The 23,111-nt window shown below is 42.1% G+C and carries 16 protein-coding genes; 7 read left to right on the top strand and 9 right to left on the bottom strand.

The genetic code is table 11. The annotated features are described in order from the left end of the window. Positions 1-333 precede the first annotated feature (333 nt). From UYK_RS0103290 to UYK_RS26655, 7 genes are all read right to left on the bottom strand, one after another. Positions 334-1,131 (bottom strand): COP23 domain-containing protein, encoded by a 798-nt coding sequence (locus UYK_RS0103290; protein ID WP_016870899.1) that lies wholly within the window; start codon positions 1,129-1,131, stop codon positions 334-336. Between the two features lie 150 nt (positions 1,132-1,281). Next, complete coding sequence (recG, locus tag UYK_RS0103285) at positions 1,282-3,795, bottom strand: ATP-dependent DNA helicase RecG (RefSeq protein WP_009457648.1); 2,514 nt, start codon at positions 3,793-3,795, stop codon at positions 1,282-1,284. A 54-nt stretch (positions 3,796-3,849) separates the two neighbouring features. Beyond that, positions 3,850-4,767: a hypothetical protein gene (locus UYK_RS0103280; protein WP_009457650.1), complete on the bottom strand. Its 918-nt coding sequence runs from the start codon at positions 4,765-4,767 to the stop codon at positions 3,850-3,852. A 643-nt stretch (positions 4,768-5,410) separates the two neighbouring features. Next, on the bottom strand, positions 5,411-6,070 hold the full coding sequence (gene tsf, locus UYK_RS0103275) for a translation elongation factor Ts (protein ID WP_009457652.1): 660 nt from the start codon (positions 6,068-6,070) through the stop codon (positions 5,411-5,413). A gap of 159 nt (positions 6,071-6,229) precedes the next feature. Beyond that, positions 6,230-7,024, bottom strand: coding sequence for a 30S ribosomal protein S2 (gene rpsB / locus UYK_RS0103270; protein WP_009457653.1), 795 nt, complete (start codon positions 7,022-7,024; stop codon positions 6,230-6,232). A 355-nt stretch (positions 7,025-7,379) separates the two neighbouring features. Further along, entirely contained in the window at positions 7,380-8,339 is a 960-nt protein-coding gene (locus tag UYK_RS0103265) for a glycosyltransferase family 2 protein (RefSeq protein ID WP_016870898.1), read from the bottom strand. 793 nt (positions 8,340-9,132) lie between these two features. Continuing rightward, positions 9,133-9,297 carry a hypothetical protein gene (locus UYK_RS26655; protein WP_009457656.1) on the bottom strand — a complete coding sequence of 55 codons (165 nt, stop codon included), beginning with the start codon at positions 9,295-9,297 and terminating at the stop codon, positions 9,133-9,135. A 1,122-nt stretch (positions 9,298-10,419) separates the two neighbouring features. Between UYK_RS26655 and UYK_RS0103245 the strand changes: the two genes are divergently transcribed. Further along, positions 10,420-10,914, top strand: coding sequence for an NUDIX hydrolase (locus UYK_RS0103245; protein WP_026086343.1), 495 nt, complete (start codon positions 10,420-10,422; stop codon positions 10,912-10,914). A gap of 99 nt (positions 10,915-11,013) precedes the next feature. After that, complete coding sequence (locus tag UYK_RS0103240) at positions 11,014-11,832, top strand: alpha/beta fold hydrolase (protein WP_009457661.1); 819 nt, start codon at positions 11,014-11,016, stop codon at positions 11,830-11,832. Here the strand turns inward: UYK_RS0103240 and UYK_RS0103235 are convergent. After that, a complete protein-coding gene (locus UYK_RS0103235; RefSeq protein WP_009457662.1) occupies positions 11,827-12,660 on the bottom strand; it encodes a pantothenate kinase in 834 nt (277 codons plus the stop codon). The two genes, UYK_RS0103240 and UYK_RS0103235, sit on opposite strands and share 6 nt — an antisense overlap. Before the next feature lie 115 nt (positions 12,661-12,775). Between UYK_RS0103235 and UYK_RS0103230 the strand changes: the two genes are divergently transcribed. After that, positions 12,776-14,494, top strand: a complete 1,719-nt coding sequence (locus UYK_RS0103230; protein WP_016870895.1) for a diflavin flavoprotein — start codon at positions 12,776-12,778, stop codon at positions 14,492-14,494. Between the two features lie 235 nt (positions 14,495-14,729). Next, positions 14,730-16,439 carry a diflavin flavoprotein gene (locus UYK_RS0103225; RefSeq protein ID WP_009457664.1) on the top strand — a complete coding sequence of 570 codons (1,710 nt, stop codon included), beginning with the start codon at positions 14,730-14,732 and terminating at the stop codon, positions 16,437-16,439. 61 nt (positions 16,440-16,500) lie between these two features. Here UYK_RS0103225 and UYK_RS0103220 read toward each other — a convergent pair whose 3' ends face one another. After that, positions 16,501-17,037: a phycobiliprotein lyase gene (locus tag UYK_RS0103220; protein WP_009457665.1), complete on the bottom strand. Its 537-nt coding sequence runs from the start codon at positions 17,035-17,037 to the stop codon at positions 16,501-16,503. Between the two features lie 233 nt (positions 17,038-17,270). Here UYK_RS0103220 and UYK_RS27490 point away from each other — a divergent pair, with 233 nt between their 5' ends. From UYK_RS27490 to UYK_RS0103200, 3 genes are all read left to right on the top strand, one after another. Then, positions 17,271-17,396, top strand: coding sequence for a hypothetical protein (locus tag UYK_RS27490; RefSeq protein WP_257998879.1), 126 nt, complete (start codon positions 17,271-17,273; stop codon positions 17,394-17,396). Between the two features lie 959 nt (positions 17,397-18,355). Beyond that, entirely contained in the window at positions 18,356-19,732 is a 1,377-nt protein-coding gene (locus UYK_RS0103205; RefSeq protein ID WP_009457666.1) for an efflux RND transporter periplasmic adaptor subunit, read from the top strand. A 141-nt stretch (positions 19,733-19,873) separates the two neighbouring features. Next, entirely contained in the window at positions 19,874-23,098 is a 3,225-nt protein-coding gene (locus UYK_RS0103200; RefSeq protein ID WP_016870892.1) for an efflux RND transporter permease subunit, read from the top strand. Positions 23,099-23,111 lie beyond the last annotated feature (13 nt).

Here is a 23,111-nt window from a genome sequence, read left to right as displayed (position 1 = left end):
GCGCTGGTGCTATCGGTTATTTGGAAGCATTATTGTAAGCAAAGAGTTAATGATACGCTAGAGGGTCAGACCCCTCATTTGGGATTGGGGAGGTGTGAGGAGTGGGGGACAAGGAGGACGACTAACCACTAACTCTTGCTCCTTGAGTTATATCAAGTTCGGCTAATTGCTTACAATACTATGCTTCGCTGTTGATCATTGGTTTTTCCCATTACCCTTGGGGTTCGCTACTTTGCCATCTCGGCATAAGCCAAGACGGCAAGTAGTCTCACCGATTACCCATTACCTATTACCAGCCCATGGGACAGTATAAGTATTTAAGCGAACATGATATTACTTGAAATTTCTAGGATTGAGACGAGTACCAGACTGAGTCTGAGTCTGAGTTTGGGTTTGAGTTTGGGTTTTAATTGCTACACCTTTTTTAAGTTGGCTACCAGTACCACCATCGTTCTTATCCAAGAAAGGTTTGAGATTAACTGGCCCTTTAGATGTATGGGTATTGTTATTGCCGCCACCAAAAATAGTTCTAGCCTGGTTATATATTTGTTCGACTTGGCTACCACCCTGATTCCGACTGTTAAAAGTATTGACGGCTATGGTTTGCTGACCGTTGTCGGCTGAGATCAGGTTTTGGAAGACGCTGTTGCGTACGTTATAGGGGTCGTATCCAGGGGGTACTGTCAGTACAATTCGGCAAGCTGGGTTAGCTTCACTAGTTACACAGAGAACATTGTATCCATTCTGTGTGGCATTACGGAGTTCTGTTAAGCCATCTGGGCGGTAACTTTCCAAGCGTTGGGCTATGGTCACGCAGCGTTTATATTCATCCCAGCCACCGCCCAATCTTTGGGGAGTCGCCCAAGGAAAGAATTGCCCTGGTTGGCTTTCTGGTTGGTACATTACTGTATACTGTCCGTTGTAGTTTTGACAGCTAAATCGGGCATTGGTACTGTATGTAGTAGAAGTGCTGGTTGTTGTACTTGAAGAACTAGTTGTAGTTGAAGTACCGTTAACTGGTTGTGTTGGCACTACCACATCGCCAACTTGTGCGGAGGCGATCGCATTACCTACAAATACAGTTAAACCCAGACCATTAGCTGCAAGTAATTTCAAGATTCGTGATGACATAGACATAGAATTTACACTGATATCAATTAAATTAGGGAGTTGTTATATTCAATAGACGAAAATTTTTTGGTTTTGATTCAGGTATGGAATGTATTTTTTCTTCCCTTTTTTGAATACGCCTGCAGGTAAGTTTTAGTTCCCGATCTCTTCTTAGGTCAAAATCGCTCCACCCATTAACCGTTCATAGCGATACTTTAATTCTTCTTTCATCAAATACCAACGCTCTAAGGTTGCATCTATTTCTATGACTTTTTCCGCAGCTTGCCGTGCTAGCGTTAATACTTCTTCGTCTTCCACCAAACTCGCTAAGGTAAAATCTGGTAGACCTGATTGGCGAGTTCCCAGTACTTCACCTGGACCACGAAACCGCATATCCATTTCGGAAATAAAAAAGCCATCTTGAGACTGTTCCAATACTTTGAGTCGTTGTTGAGCGTCAGGACTTCTGGAACTACTCATCAGTAAACAGTAGGATTGTGCTGCACCTCGACCAACACGCCCCCGTAGCTGGTGCAATTGCGACAAGCCAAAGCGTTCCGCATTTTCTATGAGCATAACTGTAGCATTAGGTACGTCTACACCGACTTCCACAACGGTAGTAGAAACCAAGATTTGAGTTTCATTGTCGCGAAATTTATTAATTGCCTCGTCTTTCTCAGCAGAACTCATGCGACCATGCAACAAGCCGACCTGAAAATCAGGAAACACACTTTCTTTTAACTTTTGATACTCCTCTGTTGCCGATCGCAAATCCAATTTTTCTGATTCTTCCACTAAGGGTAAAACTACGTAAACCTGCCGTCCTTGGGCGATTTCCCGTCGCATCAAATCGTAAGCTTGAGGACGCTGCTGACTTGTTAATACTGTGGTTTGAATTTTTTGCCGCCCTGGGGGCAATTCATCAATTTGGCTCACATCCAAATCCCCATGAATTGTGAGCGCCAGTGTCCGAGGAATTGGTGTAGCTGTCATAGTTAATACATGGGGTTGCTCACCTTTTTGCTGTAATTTTGCTCGTTGTTCCACCCCAAAACGGTGCTGTTCGTCAATGACTACTAAACCCAAGCGATGAAATTTGACAGGATTCTGAATTAAGGCATGAGTTCCCACCAACAGAGGCAATTCTCCTGTTTCTAACTGGGCGTGAATTTGTCGCCGTTTTGCAGTTTTTGTGGAACCTGTCAGTAATTCTACTGGTAAATATAGTAAATTAAACCAGCTAACTAGCTTGCGATAATGTTGTTCTGCTAGTACTTCTGTGGGAGCCATGAGTGCTGCTTGATATCCAGATTGAATCGCAGCTAGGATAGCGACTACTCCGACAATTGTTTTCCCCGAACCAACATCACCTTGTACCAGACGATTCATCGGCACTGGTTTTTGCAAGTCGTTGAGAATATCGTTGATCACACGTTGCTGGGCGTTAGTCAACTTAAAAGGCAGTATTTCGTAAAATTTATCTAATAATTGACCTCTGGGTGCAAGCACAGCGCTAGTTTGAATTTGCTTGGCTTGGTGCTGACGTTGCAGTAAACCCAGTTGGAGGTAGAAAAATTCATCGAAGACGAGGCGGCGACGGGCATGTTGTAAAGTGTCGTTATCTGAAGGGTAATGGATATTTGCGATCGCGTCTTTCAATTCCATTAACTCATATTTTCTTCTTAAACCACTAGGTAGAGGATCTTTTAAGTGCGCCGCAGTTGGCAAAGCAGCAATCATCGCCTGTCGCACTAAATCCGCACCCACACCCTCAGTTAGGGCATAAACAGGTACTACTCGCCCAATAGTCAAAGATTCAATAGTATCACCAGGGTTCGCCAAAACTTCTAGTTCTGGATCTTCTAGTGTGAGACCATATTTATTTCCTTTTACCAACCCACACGCCGCCACAATACTACCAACTGGATAACGACGTTTTAAACTTTCTTGCCAAGCACGACTTGTAAAGCGCGTACCTGCAAAAAAGCGATTAATTTTGATTTTCCCAGTATTATCCCGCAGTAAAAGTTCTAAAATTGTCAACTTTTGATTCTTTTGGCTGGTACGACAATTGCAACTTTTCACCGTCGCCACTATTGTTACCGTCTCACCCGCCTCTAATTCACTGATGCTCACCTGACGGGCATAATCAATATGATCACGGGGATAGTAAAAAAGCAAATCGCGCACAGTGTATAAACCGAGGCGCGCTAATTTTTCAGCCTTGCGTAAGCCAATTTCCGGTAAATCCTTTAATTTTTGATCTAGCTTTGGGGCAAGAGTACGACTTACCTCTGCAACAATTTGAGATTTAGGATTGGGTTTTTTAGATTTGGTAGCAGAAGACAAAGAAGTAATATTTCTTCCCTGTCCCCCGTGTCCCCCTTGTTCCCGCGTCCCCGCCTCTCCTTCCTGCTGTTCCAGTTGATAAAGATATTGACTAGTCTCCAATACTAAATTTTTTCTATCTTCAAGTCCCAGATTTGGATAATTGGAAAATTGAGCCGCCAGTTGTTGCCAGCGGCGGCGCTCATAACTTGGTAAGTCATTGGGAAATTTACCGAAAGTTAAGGTAAAGAACTCACTGAAGCGGTATTGTCTACCCACCAAGTCAGTAAAACCCTGTTCTTCTTCTATTGCCAGGGCTTTTTGCAATCGTATCCAGTCTGGTTTTTCGATAGTCATTGGTAATTGGAGAAGAGGTGAAGAGTTATTGGTCAAAGGACAAATGACAAAAAACTAATCTTCATACCAACTAGCACGCCATGCTGCTTCAGCTTGGGCAACTGACCGTTCCCGCAGTTTTTTTTGATACTCTAACCCTAGTTTATTAAGCTGGACTAGAATATTGCGAATCTGCTTGCGCTCAGATGAAAGTTTGGTGTCAGCAAACTCAATTTCTACAAGACGCAGGTTAATAGCCATAAGCTGTGTCAAGCCAGACTCTTCTGATTTTTGCCCATTTTCAATTTCAATCACCAAGCTCATTAGGTTAGGTGGACTTGGTACTATATCCGCAGATGCTTCTGAACCAACCGCTTCTAAAATCGGTTCTGGCAATTTTTCAGGCAAGATTTTGGCTTTTTGTAGGAGGAGATTAGCCTCATGAGAAATTCTTCTGAGGGTATGTTGTGTGGCTCTCTCTAAGAATTGTTGCCATTTTGCCAGTTCTATCGGGTTTGCAGAGGAGGGGAAAGTGGTATCGGGAGGTAAAGAGGAGAAAATTGTGTCTTCTGGTTTTTCTGGCTGCTCTTGTTCTTCCTGTGCTTCACTTTCCATTTCAGTTGTTTCTTGTGCAAAGACAATCTCAGGATCATCTTGATTGCATTCTGGGAGTTTTTCACTTTCCACGTCCTGCGGCTGTAACTTTTCTTCTTCTCCATTAATTAGAGCTAGCAACTGCTCAGCTGACTTTTTACCTAGCTTACGGAGTGACTGCTGCAAATTTTGCCGCTGACTCAAGCTTAATTTGAGAAAGTTTTCGGAATACCTTTGAGTACACAAGTGATAAGCCGCCAGAATCAACTGTTGTTGTACGGCTTGCCCTAAGGTGTTGAGATAACTAGTATAAGCGGTTTGCAGTTCTTTCGCGATCGCGGCGATCGCTTCTTCTAAAGCTGCAAGATCCCGCTCAATTCGCTCGATTGGTCTCACCATATTCTCTACTGATTGCCCATTGCAAACCAAACATAATAGTACAAATATACGCTTACATTCTAGTAGTCCACCCGATTGATTTTGACAGGTTACAGTTATTCAGATCCCCGACTTATTCAAAAAGTCGGGGATCTATGACCTCTCATTATTTGTTTGGCGTACTACTAGGATAATTGTGCAAAGATTCTAAATTTTAGCTTGATTTTGTTGGTTGTTGGTTAATAGTCGTTGATGGAAGTAGCGATTGTTCCAATACAATTAACGACTAAAATAAGCGGCAGCAGATGACTTTTGCAACCCCACCCAGTCTGTGCTGTTGTCTAATTTTTATAAATTGTGCATATTAACTTTACTTTCCGGCTTAATTGTTTCAATTTATACCAAGTTTTTGATTTATTTAGGGCTTTCTCTGTGTGCTAGTTTTGGGTGCGGAATGTGGCGGAATGTGGGATGGAAGTAACGACTGGGTTCAGCGACAGCAAACATTTTTAAGTTTCCACGTTAGTAAATTACAAAAAAACAGGTCAAATATAGTAAATTGACCTGTCCTAAAATATAGTTAATCGTTGGTAGTTAGCTGTTATGGTCACTAGTCTATCAAACTATTAACAAACAACAACCAACCAACAACTAACAACTAAAATTACTTATTACCCATCTGAGCAGCTACTTCATCTGCAAAGTTGCTTTCTTGCTTCTCAATTCCTTCACCCAGAACAAAGCGAACGAAACGGCGTACTTGGATATTTTCACCAAGTTGGGCGATCGCTTGTTTAACTAGTTCTTCTACTGTGATGCTTTGATCACGGATGTAAGGCTGATCAAGCAAAGTCATTTCTTTCAGGCGCTTATCAATACGTCCCTGAACGATTTTTTCTTTAACGTTATCAGGCTTGTTAGCAATGTCATCGCGTCCCATCTCAATATTTTTTTCCTTTTGGACGATATCAGGTGGGATGTCTGACACTTTCACATACTCTACGTTTGGACAAGCCGCAATTTGCATGGCGATGTTCCGCACCAGGGTTTGAAATTCTTCGCGGCGAGCAACAAAGTCAGTCTCACAGTTAACTTCAACAAGTACACCGACTCTACCACCAGTGTGGATGTAGCTGCCTACGAGTCCTTCTGCTGCTACCCGATCAGCTTTGGCTCCGGCTTTGGCAATACCCTTCTTACGCAGCCATTCTTCGGCTTTTGTTAGATCACCATCATTTTCTTTTAGCGCTTTTTTGCAGTCCATCATGCCTGCGCCAGTTTTTTGGCGTAGCTCCTGGACGAGTTTTGCAGATATTTCCGCCATTTTGCCTCAATTCCTACCTAGACTGACAATTTTAATTGCTCTTGGGTTTTGAGTGTTTACTATCTTAACTAGGGCTTGGTAATAGCTAATTGATAATTGCTAATCGGTATTTTTCTTTCCAATTACCCATTACCCATTACCCATTACCTATTACCTAATTTATTCTTCCTCTTCATCGTCGGGAATGAACGAGTCAGCAAAATCGCTTTCTTCGTAATCGTATTCTTCCTCAGCGCCCTCGTAGTCTTCGTATTCTTCTTCTACATCCAGCTGACCATGACGACCTTCATAAATTGCGTCCGCCAATTTACCGACAATTAGTTTAATTGAGCGGATAGCGTCATCATTGGCTGGGATGGGAATATCCACTACATCAGGGTCGCAGTTTGTGTCCAACATAGACACAATGGGAATTCCGAGTTTAATGCATTCTTGCACTGCGTTGTATTCCCGACGTTGGTCTACAATTACCACGACATCGGGGACTTTCCGCATTGTTTTAATGCCACCCAAATATTTTTGAAGCTTCGCCAACTCGCGGCGTAGCATTGAGGCTTCTTTCTTTGGCAATAAATCAAGAGCGCCGCTTTCTTCCCGACGTTCCAAATCTTTGAGACGGTCTACCCGCGTTTTGATTGTCGCCCAGTTAGTGAGCATTCCGCCCAACCAGCGCTGGTTAATGTAGTGAGCACCACAACGGGAAGCTTCTTGAGCAATAATACCTGCTGCTTGTCGCTTAGTGCCAACAAAGAGGAACTTTTTGCCCTGCTCTGCTTGCGATCGCATATAAGTATATGCTTCTTCCATTAACTGGGCTGTTTGCACCAAGTCAATGATATGTACTCCGTTACGGGCAGTATAAATGTATGGAGACATTTTTGGGTTCCATCTGCGGGTCTGATGACCGAAATGAACTCCTGACTCCATCATTTGAGCCAAAGAAACTACTGGCATATTTTTACTCCAATTCGGGTTAAACCTCCACCCAGGTGTATTTCCTCATGGGAAACACCCGAACGCCTGGATGTGCGGAATTTAAAGAACCATACTAGGGTAGCATATTTTGTAATGGGTAATGGGTAATGGGTAATGGGTAATGGGTAATTGGTAATGGGTAATGGGTAATTGGTAATGGGTAATGGGTAATTGGTAATGGGTAATGGGTAATGGGTAATGGGTAATTGGTAAGAGACTTGTTAACAATTCTTCCTTGTCCCCCTTGTCTCCCTTCGCCCCCTAATCTCCTCCAGGGGACTCCGAGTTCCCCCGTGTCCCTCCGGAATCCCGATCCCTAATCCCCGATTCTTGATCACCTCACTTCCGCATACGCTTCATATACGCCCTTGACGTTATACCAATTGAGAAAAATTCGGGCAATTTCTAAAGCCAATTGGGGTTTACCTCTATTAATCAGCCATTGCAAAAAAGGAGCCATTGTACGCTCATTCAAAGTACCATTTAAGGAAAGCATCCCCCACAATAAGCGATGTAACCAAGTCATCTGAATCATCATTCGCACTTCCCATGTTGGGTGTTTTTGATAAAATAAAACCCCCATCCTGCCACGCTGAATTTCTTTATCAATCAAGCTCTTAATTTGATCCAAGCTAAAGGGTGGATGCCAATGGTAGCCTACTGCTTGTGGACATTTAATTAGTGTTAAACCTAGTTTTTTCAGCCTCACGCCTAGTTCTAAATCTTCCCAACCATAAAGTTGAAAACTAGTATCAAACAATCCCGCTTTCTCTAACCAATGCTTAGGAATCGCCACATTACCTGTAGCAAAAAAAGCGGCAGAAAAATCTGTGAGTTTGTATGGTTCAGAGGTGGGATGATCAAAATTGCAAGTGTTAATGACTGCGCCATAGGTAAAAAAGCGATCGCTTCCCAATTTTTCCCGTCCCTGCACTAGTGCATCCCCATGAGCTTGCAGAAAATTCTCTGTCACCACTAAATCACTATCTATAAAGATAATAGTGTCTCCCTGCGCTTTCTCTACACCTAAATTCCGCGCTACAGCAGGACCTTGATGGTCTTGCTGAAAGGTTCGCACATGGGGGAATTCGGTTTTGTATGTCTCCAACCATTCCAATGTCCCATCAGTGGAACCATCATCTACTAAGATAATTTCATAACCCGTGATTGAACTGGATACATTCAATTGCTGTGTCTCTAATGCCCTAAGACACTTTTCCAAAATCGCCTTGCGATTGTATGTCGGAATAACAATGCTCAAAAACACAGTATCACTCACCACACTACTACCCATCTTTATAAGATAGGACAACTCAGGCGCAAAGACTGTTCCAATTTCGGATTTTGCGAGAATTTTGCAGACGCTTTGCATCTAAGGGTAGCATCCCGGAGAGAACCTCAAAGCTTTTATCGATGGATTACAGGAGTGCAAAGTCTTTACTCAACAGATGCTGTTATTAGCAATACTTTGCAAAAATAGGCGTTGCTGAATCAAAATATGAATTTACAATTTACGGGTGTGACCAGACGTAGCATTGCTACGTCTACAAAATGTAGACAAACAAAATTCATGATCAAATTCAGCAACGCCCACAAATATATATGCTTTGCGGAATTTTTATTTGTTTAAACCTCAAAATTGGTATTGCTGGACAAACTACTGATGGTGCATTTAATTGCGATCGCACTAACTAATCAGCAGCATTACCTAATTATCAGGGTAATCCTACAGGGATGCCAATTCCATCTGTAATTGCTATCTACCACCTACCGCAAAGAAGGTAAAGGCAGATTTATCTCAAAACCTGCGCGATCGCTGTTAATAGATTTACCAAATTTTCATTTTGCTAACAAGCGATCACTACTGTAGAGATGTTACATCAAATCTCTCTAGGGTATTTTCGTTATTTGCGTTATTTGTTAGTGCTTAGAAATCAGTGAAGAGTGAGCAACAAAATGTGAGCTGACAATAAATCCTATCTATTGTCAGCTCACATCAAATTTAAAGTGAGTTCGACGAAACCTAAATCTAACCCCTTTCCTAGTAGAGAAGGGTCAAAAAATCTTTATGTCGAAATCACGCCAGATTATTCAGCATCAATTGCTGCTGCTCCCTCATCTTCTTCACTCTTTGGTGGTCTTTGTTGGAACCTTCTCTGCATCCGTCCTGTAGTAGTCCGTTTACGAAACTTTCGGGCATACGCCTGGTTCCGTAGCGCCTTTTCTTTTTTCGGATTGCGGCGCTTAGCCATGTTCACCTCATGAATAAACAACAAAAAGCCTTACTTAGGCAATATCTAGGCAATTTTAGCTAGGATTATCTTTAATTTTAGTTTGAGCCTAGTTTAGCTTTGATATTCCTGCGGCAAAAAGCAGCAGAATTATTTAAAAGACAGGCTAAACCTGTGAAATCGCTATATAAAACCCACTCAAATCTATAATTATCAGACTCGAGGAGGTTTTATTTCCTGCTTCTACCAAGAGCGCTGACATAACAGTTCCTACAACAGGTAAACCCACAAGGGTGACTGCTTTATCCTCTTGTCCACAGGCGTAAATTTGGGAGCCACTGCATTCGGAGGTTGCCCTCTTCATCGCGTGTGGTGTGATTCATTCTCCCTATTTGCTCTTAATAAGGTTTGAGCTTACCTTAAGTTAGACTTATTCTGAATCAGCCTTGCGCTTTATCTAGACGCTTTTATTGCCTAGCTTTACCAGGTTTTAATGCGCCAGATTGTTAAACAGCAACCTATACTAACGTATCTAGTGTGATTGTGTCAACTTAAATTCAGATTTTTATTTGATAACTCTGTCTTTAGTTAGAGGTATTGATGAGGGTAAATGATACAATGAAACGCAAATTAACATGAGTTTAAAATTAAATACAAGCAAAAATAACTAACTCAACAACATGATTGGCTTTGTTTTGTGAACATCTGTTATTTGCATTAATAACATCTAAATAGCTATTGCTTCTACTGAAAAATATTATTTCTATAAATTAAAATACAAAGTCATATTGGAATATATAAGTCAAAAAAATAAATGTAATCGGAAAATTATTTAAAAAATTTCAGTGAATAAAGATTGGAATTTTATATAAGATTTTGAGATACTTTCTCTAAACTAAATAAATATTTAACTTAGTTTTCAACCAGTATATATCTTGCTCCAGAAATTTTAATTATGTATACTGACATTCACAATAATTATTCCAAGTAGATGTTAGAATTTACTATGTTCTAAGCTAATCATTAGCATTAACCCAAAGTTACAAGTTTTCTTGTATAAGAACATACTCAACAATTCCGTTGAGTGAATGTGATTATTGGGTAATTTCAAAATACAACACACAATTTACCGAAATTAGCAGATTGAACGTTTTGGCTTTTTTTACTGTGGCAATCCAGTCCACACGTAGCTTATGGCGGTTTGGACAAACTGTACTGGGGATTATTTTCCGTCATCCGATCCCTGGTACAAGTATTATTCCAATTTTACCCGATGGTCAAATAGTCCTTATTCGGAGGCGAGATAATGGTCGCTGGGCATTACCAGGGGGTATGGTTGACTGGGGAGAAGATATACCGAATGCAGTTCGCCGAGAACTGATGGAAGAAACAGGATTGGAGTTAGTCAGGATTCGGCGTTTAGTAGGAGTTTATTCTGCGCCAGACCGTGATCCAAGAATCCATTCAATATGTATTGTAGTCGAAGCAGATGTGCAAGGAAAAATGGAGATTCAAGACACATTAGAAGTAATGGAAATCCAGGCTTTTCCTCTCAACTCTTTACCCCAAGAGTGTATGTCTCATGATCATAATCGCCAACTAGAAGATTATTTCAACGGTCTGACAACACTGGCATAATTTATAGTGGTTGATTGTTCGTAGTTGATTGTTGGTAGTTTCTGCAAACAACAAACAACAAACAACATTCACCAAAATAACTTAGTTACTAAATTAAAAATGAATAACTTATTTCGTAACTCTCGGAGAAAGCTTTCTCAAGGGTTATTATTCTGGCGTGAAATTGGGAATGGAATACCTGTAGTTTTCTTGCATGGGGCTTGGAATGATAGCAGTGAATGGGTAGCTATAATGGAGTCGCTTTCAGCAGATTTTCATTGCTTTGCACCAGATTTATTTGGTTTTGGTGAATCTGATTATCCAAATATTCACTACTCAATAGATTTGCAAGTTGAATCTCTGGCTGAGTTCTTACAAGCTTTGAAATTAGAAAGGATGTATTTAGTGGGGCATTCCCTTGGCGGTTGGATTGCTGCAAGTTATGCTTTAAAGTATCCAGAACAAGTATATGGATTAGTACTAGTAGCACCAGAGGGTCTAGAGACTGAGGAATTAGACAAAAATTGGAAAAAAATACAGGGTTTGATGAAACGTCCCCTGTGGATATTTAAAATATTAAAGATACTTAGTCCATTGACTAAAATTTTAGGTTTAGATACACAAATTGAACAGGATTGGCAACAAAGAAAAATTATGTTGCAATATCCTACAGCGAGTAATTTATTGTTCCTACGTCAATTACCAGAACTTCGTGCCGAATTACTACAAGAAAGATTAGATTTTTTAACAACTCCTGTTTTGATTTTACAGGGCGGCAAAGATACACCTGATGCATTAGCTAAGAGTAATAAATACGCGATTTTGCTTCCACAAGCCAACTTAAAAATTATTGCCCACGTAGGAAATAATTTACCGGAGATGTGTGCAGCAATTGTGGCTGGAGAGATTCGGAATTTTATTAAGACTAATGAATTATGAATTATGAAAAAATTGAGCGTTCTGAGTTTTTTCCATTCCCCAAAATATTAAATTCGGTTCCACAATCAAACGCTTTGCAATCTCAGGAAATAGGGATTGAAGATATTTAGCTAATAAAGTGCGATCGCCACCAGTAATGGCAATCTTACCTTGGGGAAATGACTGCCACCATGCTTCCACAAAGTCTTTGATTCCTGCCAACAAAGTATATATCACCCCACTTTGGATTGCTTGTTGAGTATTCACAGCAAAGCGTTGCGGTAAATCGTGGGGTAATTCTACATTTGGTAATTGCCCTGTATTTTCGGCAAGAGTCGCCATTTGTAAACCCAATCCTGGCAGAATTGCGCCGCCAAAAAGATTTTGGTTAGCATCAGCACCAGTAAAGGTGAGTGCTGTACCCGCATCTATTACTAACATGGGAAAACCCCAAGTTTTCCCCGCGCCCCACAAAGCTAAAGCCCGGTCAATTCCTAAAGTAGGATACATACCTTGGAGAGGTATGTCTTCTAAGGTAACAACACGTACATTGGGGTAAGTTAACCATAAGGCTGTTTGGCTAGGAACCACTGAAGCAAGGAGGAGGGGAAAAGATGGGGTAGTGGGGGAGTCAGCGCGGTCTTGTTGGTTTCCAACAAAGAGCGACTGGCGTGGAGTGTGAGGACTAGAGGAAAGGATTTCCTGTACCTCGGATAGTCTTTGACACTTAGATAAATAATATACGAATGACTTAGACAGGCGTTCTGTATCGTAGGTATGGCAAAGGGTTTTGCCATCAAACAAGCCCCAGTGCAAGCGGGAATTACCAATTATAAGAGCTAACCACATTTTTATACTTTTAGTTTTTCTTAAGCAATCTATAAATAAATTAATAAATATTTACAATAACTCCGTGTCAAAATAGCAATAGAGGAAAAATACTCATTTGCTATGGAGGGCAGTTATGGTAGCGCTCACCGAAAACCCCAAGAAAAGGCTAACCGTACAGGTGGTCGATATTGCTGAACAAACAACCACGATTCGTTCTCTGGACTGGGATCGCGATCGCTTCGATATTGAATTTGGTCTACAAAACGGTACTACCTATAACTCGTTTATCATACGCGGTGAGCAGACTGCTTTAGTCGATACCTCTCACGAAAAGTTTCGCCAGTTATATTTAGATAGCCTTAAAAATCAAATTAATCCAGCAGACATTAACTATTTAATTATCAGTCATACCGAGCCAGATCACAGTGGTTTAGTTAAAGATGTCCTGCAACTCGCCCCGGATGTTACCGTTGTTGGTTCCAAGGTGGCAATTCAGTTTTTGGAAGACTTGGTGCATCAACCGTTCAAGCGGCGAATTGTGAAAAATGGCGATCGCTTAGATTTAGGTAACGGGCATGAGCTAGAATTTGTCATTGCACCAAACTTACACTGGCCCGACACTATCTTTACCTACGACCATAAAACCCAAATTCTGTTTACTTGTGATGCTTTTGGGTTACATTATTGCTCAGATGACACTTTTGACGAAGATTTAGAAGCCATATCTCCAGATTTTGAATTTTACTATGAATGCTTAATGGCTCCTAATGCCCGGTCGGTGCTGTCTGCACTCAAACGCATGGGTGAACTGGAGAAAATCGGCATGATTGCCACAGGTCACGGGCCATTACTTTATCACAACGTTGAAGAACTCACCGGACGCTATCGCAGTTGGAGTCAATCTCAAACCAAGGCAGAAACTACAGTTGGAGTATTTTACGTTCCTGGTTATGGTTGGAGCGATCGCTTAGCCCAAGCTATTAGCAATGGTATTACCAAAACAGGCGTAGCGGTGGAATTGGTAGACCTCAAAACCGCAGACTTGCAAGAACTCCGGGAAATTGTTGGTCGTTGTGCAGGGATTGTTGTCGGCACACCACCAGTATCTAACCCAGCCGCACAAACTGCCCTTAGCACAGTTTTAGGTTCGGCTAAAGAAAAACAAGCCGTGGGGATTTTTGAATCCAATGGTGGTGATGACGAACCAATTTATCCCCTGATGAATAAATTCCGGGATTTGGGTTTAACAACAGCCTTTCCAGCGATTCAAATTCGAGAAACACCCACAGAAAACACCTACAAGCTTTTAGAAGAAGCAGGAACAGACTTAGGGCAATGGGTGACACGGGATAAAAGCATCAGACAGATGAAATCTCTGGATGCTGACGTGGATAAGGCCTTAGGTAGACTTAGTGGTGGGTTGTATATCATTACTGCCCAAAAAGGTGATGTGAAAAGTGCCATGCTTGCCTCTTGGGTCAGTCAAGCTAGCTTCAAACCCTTGGGAGTATCGATTGCAGTGGCAAAAGATCGCGCGATCGAATCACTCATGCAAGTGGGCGATAAATTTGTGTTGAACGTCCTGGAAGAGGGTAATTACCAAAGCTTAATGAAACATTTCCTCAAACGCTTCGCCCCTGGTGCAGATCGTTTTGAAGGAGTTAGAACCCAAAGTGCCCAAAATGGCGCCCCTATCCTCACCGACGCATTGGCATACATGGAGTGCGAAGTTACCAGTAGGATGGACTGCGGCGATCACTGGGTTGTGTACAGTACAGTTGACGCCGGAAGGGTGAGTAAGCCAGATGCCTTAACTGCCGTGCATCACCGTAAGGTGGGTAATCATTATTAGGGTATGAGGAGTATGAGGAGTATGAGGGGTATGAGAAGTATGAGGGGATGAGAAGTATGAGAAGTACAAAGATAAAACATTTCTTTTACTCCCCCCACCTCCCCTACTCCCCCCACTCCCCTCACTCCTCACACTCCCCCCACCTCCCCTACTCCCCCCACTCCCCTCACTCCTCACACTCCCCCCACCTCCCCTACTCCCCCTACTCTCTCCACTTCCCTATCCCTAAAAAACCATGACATCCACAAAACCCCGTGACGTTCAAATTCTCCCCATTGCAACAGATACAACAATATTGCGATCGCGCAGTTGGACTCGTCTGAGATTTGAAATTGAATACGCCCTCGCCAAGGGTACAACTGCAAATTCCTATTTGATTCAAGGGGATAAAATTGCCCTGATAGATCCACCAGGCGAAACATTTACGGAAATTTACTTAGATGCTTTGCAAAAACGGTTGGATTTAAAACAAGTAGATTATGTGATTCTCGGTCACGTTAACCCTAACCGTGCTGCTACTTTAAAAGTGTTGTTAGAACGTGCCCCACAGATAACTTTCGTTTGTTCTAATCCAGGAGCAATCAATTTGCGGGGGGCATTGGAAAATCCAGATTTGCCCATTTTGGTGAAACGTGGGGAAGAAACCCTCGATTTAGGCAAAGGTCATCACCTGCAATTTATCCCCACACCTAACCCCCGCTACCCCGACCAACTCTGCACCTACGATCCACAAACGGAAATTTTATACACAGACAAGCTATTTGGAGCGCATATCTGCGGCGATCAGGTATTTGATGAAGGCTGGCAAATTTTTCTCGAAGACAGACGCTATTATTTTGAGTGTCTAATGGCTCCTCATGCCCGTCAGATCGAAACTTCATTGGAAAAACTTGCTGATTTGCCAGTGAGGATGTACGCACCCAATCATGGGCCGTTGGTGCGTTATGGCTTAATTGATTTAACAAAAGCCTATCGGGAGTGGAGTCGGCAGCAGACATCTCAAGATACTACCGTGGCATTAATTTATGCTTCAGCTTACGGAAATACCGCAACCTTAGCCCAAGCGATCGCCCACGGTATTACTAAAGCAGGTGTCAGCGTTGAATCCATTAACTGCGAATTCGCCGAACCCAGCGAAATTCAAGCAGCCGTCGAGAAAGCGGCAGGATTTATCATTGGTTCCCCTACTCTTGGTGGACATGCACCCACACCAGTCCAGACTGCTTTGGGTATTGTACTTTCCACTGCTGCCAAAAATAAACTTGCGGGTGTGTTTGGTTCCTACGGTTGGAGTGGCGAAGCCATCGATTTAATTGAAGGCAAACTCAAAGATGCTGGTTATCAATTTGGCTTTGAACCTATCCGAGTCAAATTCAAACCCAACGATGTCACTTTGCAAACTTGTGAAGAAGCTGGAACAGACTTCGCCCAAGCACTGAAAAAAACCAAAAAAGTTCGTACTCCCAGTCAACCTGCTAGTAATGTCGAACAAGCTGTAGGGCGGATTGTTGGTTCTCTATGCGTGATTACAGCTAAGCGGGGGGATATATCTAGCGCAATGTTAGCTTCTTGGGTATCTCAGGCTAGCTTTAATCCTCCTGGTTTCACTGTTGCTGTTGCCAAAGATCGGGCTATTGAACCGTTGACACACTCCGGTAATCAATTCGTTCTCAATATTCTCAAAGAAGGGAATCACATAGGGTTAATGAAACACTTCCTTAAACCCTTTGGGCCAGCACAAGATCGTTTTACTGGTGTTGCTACTACAGAAGCGGAGAACGGCAATCCTATCTTGACAGATGCCTTAGCTTACCTAGAATGTACCGTGCAAACTCGGATGGAAGCAGGTGACCACTGGCTTGTGTACGCGACTATAGATAATGGCAAAGTACTTAGTGATGGTGTCACTGCTGTGCATCACCGTAAGTCAGGGAATCATTATTAAAAAGCAGAGGGCAGAAGGGGTGGAAACTCTAACCTTATTTCTGCTCATCTCTAGCTACTGACTAAATCCGCTTTTCTAGATATTGACCAATCATCAACTGCTCACCTGCACGGGAAATTATAGATTGGCGTGTACGGTATTTGCTGCCGACTAGCTTTAATTCTTCTTCAAATACTGAATTATTGTATTCAGTTCGCAAACATAGTGTTGTGGGGTTGGGAAAGTAATACTGGGCTGTAACTGGTTTAGCTGTGGCAAAACCGCGATCGCGATATATTGTGTTTCCTAAAGCCCCAAATAAAGTTGTTCCCTTTGATTCCTTCTTGTTTGAAATCGAATTGGTGCTTTCCCAGATGACTTCAGCACCACAGGTTAAATTCACTGTATCAGGCAAACTGTGCATTTGAGCAAGCTTACGTAATTTTTCGCATCCCTGCTCCAAAAAACTGATAGTAATTACACTCACCATTTCTTTGGTTTCTCCCTCTGGCAGAGTGTAATAGCGACGTTCTGAGCGCCATTGACCCACAGACGCTTGGAAAAATTCCGCAAGTAGAGATTCGTCGGTTGTTTGTAAAATTTGTGATGGTGATGTCACTGGCAGTTTTCCTCGCGCCAAGTTAATTTAAGTTGGTTATATAAGGACATACATAATGTGTGTCCTGTTTTTCAAATTATTTACTTTTTTTAATATAATCTAAATTGCTGAAGGTTATTGATATGCTTGCTACAACTCTAGAAAAAATATCTATTTCCAAAAAATATATGAATACTTAAGCAAGAGCAGGGTTGAAGAATGCGATCGCACAACTTAATGAACCTATCAACAAAATGTCAAAACTGCGATATTGTAAACGCGATCGCATCATCCTAATATACCCAATAAACGTGATCGCACTTTCTCCTCCAAAACAAGTAAAATGCGATCGCTATCCCTTCAACACATTTAGCTTCTAAACTGTTATTAAGGAAAATATCTGTAAATATCTTTTCTTTGCAATACTCGAACAAAAACAATTGCACTATCAGAGATTGTTAACCCAATTCTGTAGTCACTAATTGTAATACGATAATAATCACCATCAGCCTAAGTTTTTTGATATTGTTAACTTCTCCCAGATTTTCTGCGTTTTCCACTTATTCAATTACGGCTTGTATGCTTTGCAGGAAAGTTTCATCTCTAATTTTGTTCAAATCTTTTTCAAAGCTCTTTGTGATCTCAACATTCATCCTTTTTTTTGCCAAAATCTTAAAAATCGTCTCTCTGCTGACTTTTTCTGTAACCCACTAAATAGAATCATCCCCAGTTGCAACAAGAAGTCTTCCATATCGACTAAAACTTATGCTTCTGACAATTCCCTTATGTCCTTTCCACTTTGTCATAGTCAAAACATGACTTAAGTCACGGGTGTATACATGACTTTTTCCTCATGTACTTACTAGGTGTAGTTTTTAAGATAGAGATAAAAACTACAAGGAGTGATACCATATTGGCTCTTTAAAGATGATCTCTGATAATTAAAGAATATTTTGTTACAGCCTAATAAACAATCATTCTAGTCAATACATATATAGGCTAAAAACTAACTATAAATAGGATTATTTTCGTCAGTTTTCAGTCTTATACCTTTAAGTAGAGACAAGTTAATACACAAATATTTATACTGTGTTAATAATTGTATCAGATCAGGCTAAGTCTTTCTGATTTTGGACGATTAGTATCTTCTTTGATATGCTTATTTGGAAAAAAGTAATTTAATATACATAAATTTTGGCAAAACTAATAAAACTTACACTTTTCTTTTCGGCATGTTTTCCCTTGTTCATACAACCTCAGTGATATTCACGTTATCTATTGAGACTATTTTTTTATAAACGGTATTAGGCAAAAGCTGTGCCAGTAGGAGCCAAATATAATGATTTGCGACGGAAATAAGCTGCGTATATTATTTAAAAATTCCCCCTTATTGCCGAATTCATCTTTATTGTTGCTGGTTTCTTGGCTAGGTATGGGATTGTTGATGGGGGGTTGCGGATCACTTCCCAAAGAATCAGCAGAGGCTCAGCAAGATCGTCGTGGTGTATCTGGACAAGCAGATGGTGCAACACCTGTAGATGTGGCGATCGCTCGCAAAGATGGTTTGCAACAATCATTACAGCTTACAGGCAATACAGAACCTTTCCGCACCGTATCTTTGCGCTCGCAAATCCAAGGACAGCTTTTGGCTTTGAACGTAGATGTGGGGGATGTAGTATCACAAGGTCAAATCGTGGGACAGGTAGATGACACGCTCCTGCGAACAGCTTTAAATCAAGCCGAAGCAGAACTAGCAGCACTCAAATCAGAAGTAGCAAGGGCGAATGCTCAAGTGAGTAATGCGCGTGTTGAGGTAGAACGGACGCGATTAGAAGTAGCACAAGCCCTTGCCGATGCCGAAAGACAAGATAAACTCTTCAAACAAGGAGCGATCGCTCAACAAGCAGCCCAACAAGCACGCACTAACGCCCAAACTGCGGTGCAAGCATTGCGCGCCGCACAGGAGCAAGTACGCACAGAACAAGAAGCTGTTGCTGCTGCTAAAGGTAGATTAACTGCTCAACAAGCCTTGGTAGCAGAAGCTAAAGAACGCCTTTCCTATGCCAAGTTGACATCCCCGATTGCTGGGGCTGTCTTAGAAAAGGTCACAGAACCCGGAAATCTTTTGCAACCAGGTAATGAAGTTCTAAAAATCGGTGATTTTAGCCGTGTCAAAGTTAGAGTCGAAGTTTCCGAATTAGAACTGGCAAATATTCAGGTGGGACAATCAGTACAAGTACGCTTAGATGCCTTTCCTAATAATACATACGTTGGCAATGTAGCACGTATCTCCCCCGCAGCTGACAGCACAGTTCGTTTAGGTTTAGTACCAGTGGAAATAGTGATTCCCAATAATGGGGCAAAAATCGGTAGTGGACTATTGGCAAGAGTCAATTTTGCCGAACAGGGACAAGAACGTGTAGTAGTACCTCTAACTGCTATCCAAACAGAAGGGGGGAATAACCAAAATCCAAACTCGAAAACAGAAAGTGATCAGAGTAAAGTGTTTGTGGTGAAGCGAGAGCAAGGTAAAACAACAGTTGCAACTAGACCTGTAAAATTAGGCAAAAGTAATGACGGCAATGTAGAAATCATTTCTGGCTTACAACCCGGTGAAGAGTATGTGGTACGCAGTGGTAAGCCTCTCAAAGAAGGTGATGCTGTACGTCTTTCAATACTTTCGGAAAAATCAGAAGCTACTACGACGGGGAAATAAGTATAAGCATCAAGACTGTTAGTAGTTAGTAGTGGGTTTTAACCACTAACTACTATAAAGAAGTGCCATGGCACGTCTCTACAACAACTAACCACTAACAACCACAACGAAAAATACTATTGTCTACCTGAATATAAAAAAATGCAGGCAACAAAAAAAACTGGGGGATTGAGTATCAGCGCCCTCTCGATTCGCCAACACATAGGTACACTGATGCTGACCCTTGCAGTCATAGTAATGGGCATATTTTATATTACAAACCTACCAGTAGATTTACTGCCATCAATTACCTATCCCCGCATCGGTGTACGGGTACAAGCCCCCGGAATTTCGCCAGAGGTAGCGATTGATGAAATCACCAGACCACTGGAACAAGCTTTTGCGGCTACTGAGGGTGTGGTACAAATTTTTTCTCAAACCCGTGAAGGACAGGTAAATGTGGATCTGTTCTTTCAACCAGGGGGTAATATTGACCAAGCCCTCAACGATGCTACAGCTGCATTTAACAGAGCGAGAAGTGGCTTACCAGACACAATTGAAGAACCGCGTATCTTCAAATTTGACCCCTCCCAATCCCCGATTTATGAATTAGCCTTAACTTCGCCCTCATTAGAAGGTGTTGATTTACGTGTATTTGCTGAAGAAGAACTAGCTCGTGAACTCAGTGTTGTATCTGGTGTCGCAGGGGTAGATGTCTCGGGGGGAGTACAAGAAGAAGTCAGAGTAAATATTGATTTGGATCGCTTGCAAGCCCTTGGTGTTGGTTTAACAGATGTACTCGACGAACTTACCAACCGTAACCAAGACATTTCTGGCGGTCGAATTTTTGGGCAAAATTCCGAACCTCTCACCCGTACCGTCGGACGCTTCCAGAGTGCGGATGAAATCAGCAATCTTTCTTTTGAAGTCTCTTCTTCTCCCCCTACTTCCTCCACTTCTATTCCTAGGCGCCGCGTCTACCTACGTGACTTTGCTCAAGTCATTGATGGTACAGAAAACCAACGCCTTTCGGTTTTACTTAACAGACAACCAGCAGTAAAAGTCAGCATTCAAAAGCAACCGGATGCTAATACTATAGACGTTGTGGATAAAGTCAAAAAGCGGATCGAGCAATTGCGAAAATCTGGTGTCATTCCAGAGGGAGCAGTTCTTACACCTACCTTGGATGAATCACGATTTATCCGTAATTCTATTTCCAACGTTGCCACTTCTGGTTTAATCGGAGCAGCACTAGCCGCGATCGCAGTTTTGTTATTTCTGGGTTCAGTGCGGCAAACTCTAATTATTGTAGTTGCGATTCCCTTGGCAACCTTAGCTGCGATCATTTTGATGGGATTGTTTGGGCTATCTTTAAATCTTTTCAGCTTGGGTGGTTTGGCGTTGGGCGTAGGTATCGTAGTCGATAACTCCATCGTTATGTTGGAGAATATTGCCGAAGGTGCGGGTATGACTCCTGGTAAAGATACCAGAACTCGCCTCAGTTCATGGCAACTGATTCAACAAGCAGAACAAAGTAGCCAACAGGTAGAATCCGCTTTGCTAGCTTCTACTAGCACCAACTTAGTGTCAGTGTTACCGTTTTTGCTGATAGGCGGCTTTATTTCGCTGCTATTCAATGAATTAATTCTGACTATTAGCTTTGCTGTTGCTGCTTCCATCTTAATTGCGGTAACTGTAGTGCCGATGCTAGCTTCGCGGATGTTAGCATGGCCTATTTCCAGTGGTTTAAGTAATTTTTGGTTCCTGCGGGAGTTTAATCGCCGTTTTGATGGTGCAACCAGAAATTACGGTGCTTTTTTAAGTAAAATTTTGCGATTTCGCTTGCTGACAGTAGCGATCGCGATCGCCTTATTAGGTGGTGGCAGTTTATGGGTAGCACCACAAATTCCCCAAGAAATTTTACCCCGGATCAATACCGGACAAGCAAGTTTATTTGCTCAGTTTCCTCCCGGTACACCTTTAGAAAATAACCAAAAAGTCATGGCTGCGGTTGATGAAATTCTCCAGAATCAGCCGGAAACTGAATACGTATTTTCCACAATTGGAGGTGGCTTATTTGGTAGCAATACTAGCGAAAATCCCCTACGGAGTTCTAGCACCATTACCCTCAAACCTGGCTCTGATGTGGAAGCTTATGTTGAACGAGTCACCCAAGAATTTAACAAACTAAATTTAGCAGGTGTGCGTTTGCGCGTTGCTCCTGGACAAGTACGGGGTTTAATTCTTACCAATTCTCCAGTCAGGGGTGCAGAGGTTGACATAGTTCTGCAAGGAAATGACGCAGACACCTTACAAAAAGCCGGACAGCAATTACTAGCAACCCTAGAAGAAAAAGTTACTTTAGCCAGGTTCCGCCCCGATGCTGATGCACGTCAACCAGAATTGCAAATTCGTCCAGATTGGCAAAGAGTTGCAGCCGTAGGATTAACCGCTAGAGAGATTGGTGACACAATTGCGACTGCCATTGAAGGTAGTGTACCAACACAGCTACAACGCAGCAATCGACTTGTAGATGTGCGGGTGCAGTTAAATGAAGAATCTGTGCGATCGCCTTCCCAACTGGCAAGATTACCTTTATTTGTAGAAAATAATCGCCAAGTCCGTCTTAGCGATGTTGCAGAAATTGTCGATGCTCAAGCCCCCGGAGAGATCCAACGAATTAACCAGCGTCAGGTTTTCATTATTGCTGGTAACTTGAGCGAAGGCGCAAATCTCAGTGATGCCCAAGCCCAAGTGAATGAGGTCTTGAATAACTTAAAATTACCTCAAGGTGTGACTGTCCTGCCTAGTTCGACAGCAGAAGCTAATCAGCAGTTACAAAACTCTCTATGGTTGTTGGGAGGATTAGCCGCTTTTCTTGTCTTCGTAGTTATGGCTGTGCAATACAATTCCCTGATCGACCCTTTGGTAATTATGTTTACAATTCCTTTGGCATTAGCAGGGGGTATTTTCGGACTTTACATTACCAAAACAGCGATTGGCGCAACAGTGATTGTCGGTGCAGTCTTGCTAGTAGGTATCGTTGTTAACAACGCCATCATCATGGTGGAACTAGCAAATCAAATTCGGGAACAGCAAAGCATTGACCGTAAAACAGCGATTTTACAAGCTGCTCCCCAACGTCTACGCCCAATATTAATGACTACCATTACCACGGTTTTAGGTATGTTCCCTTTAGCATTGGGAATTGGCGAAGGTTCAGAATTTTTGCAACCTTTGGGTATTGTGGTGTTTGCAGGGTTGTCCTTAGCAACACTATTGACGTTGTTTATCATTCCTTGTTTCTATACCCTACTGCATGAGGTTTTGAGTTGGAAATGGATAAACTCTGTGATTATGCGGTTGGCAACGTTGAGGAAATTCTAAACTAAAATTAGCT

The organism is Fischerella thermalis PCC 7521 (assembly GCF_000317225.1).
Taxonomy (GTDB): domain Bacteria; phylum Cyanobacteriota; class Cyanobacteriia; order Cyanobacteriales; family Nostocaceae; genus Fischerella; species Fischerella thermalis.
This window is presented reverse-complemented; position numbering and strand designations above follow the sequence as displayed.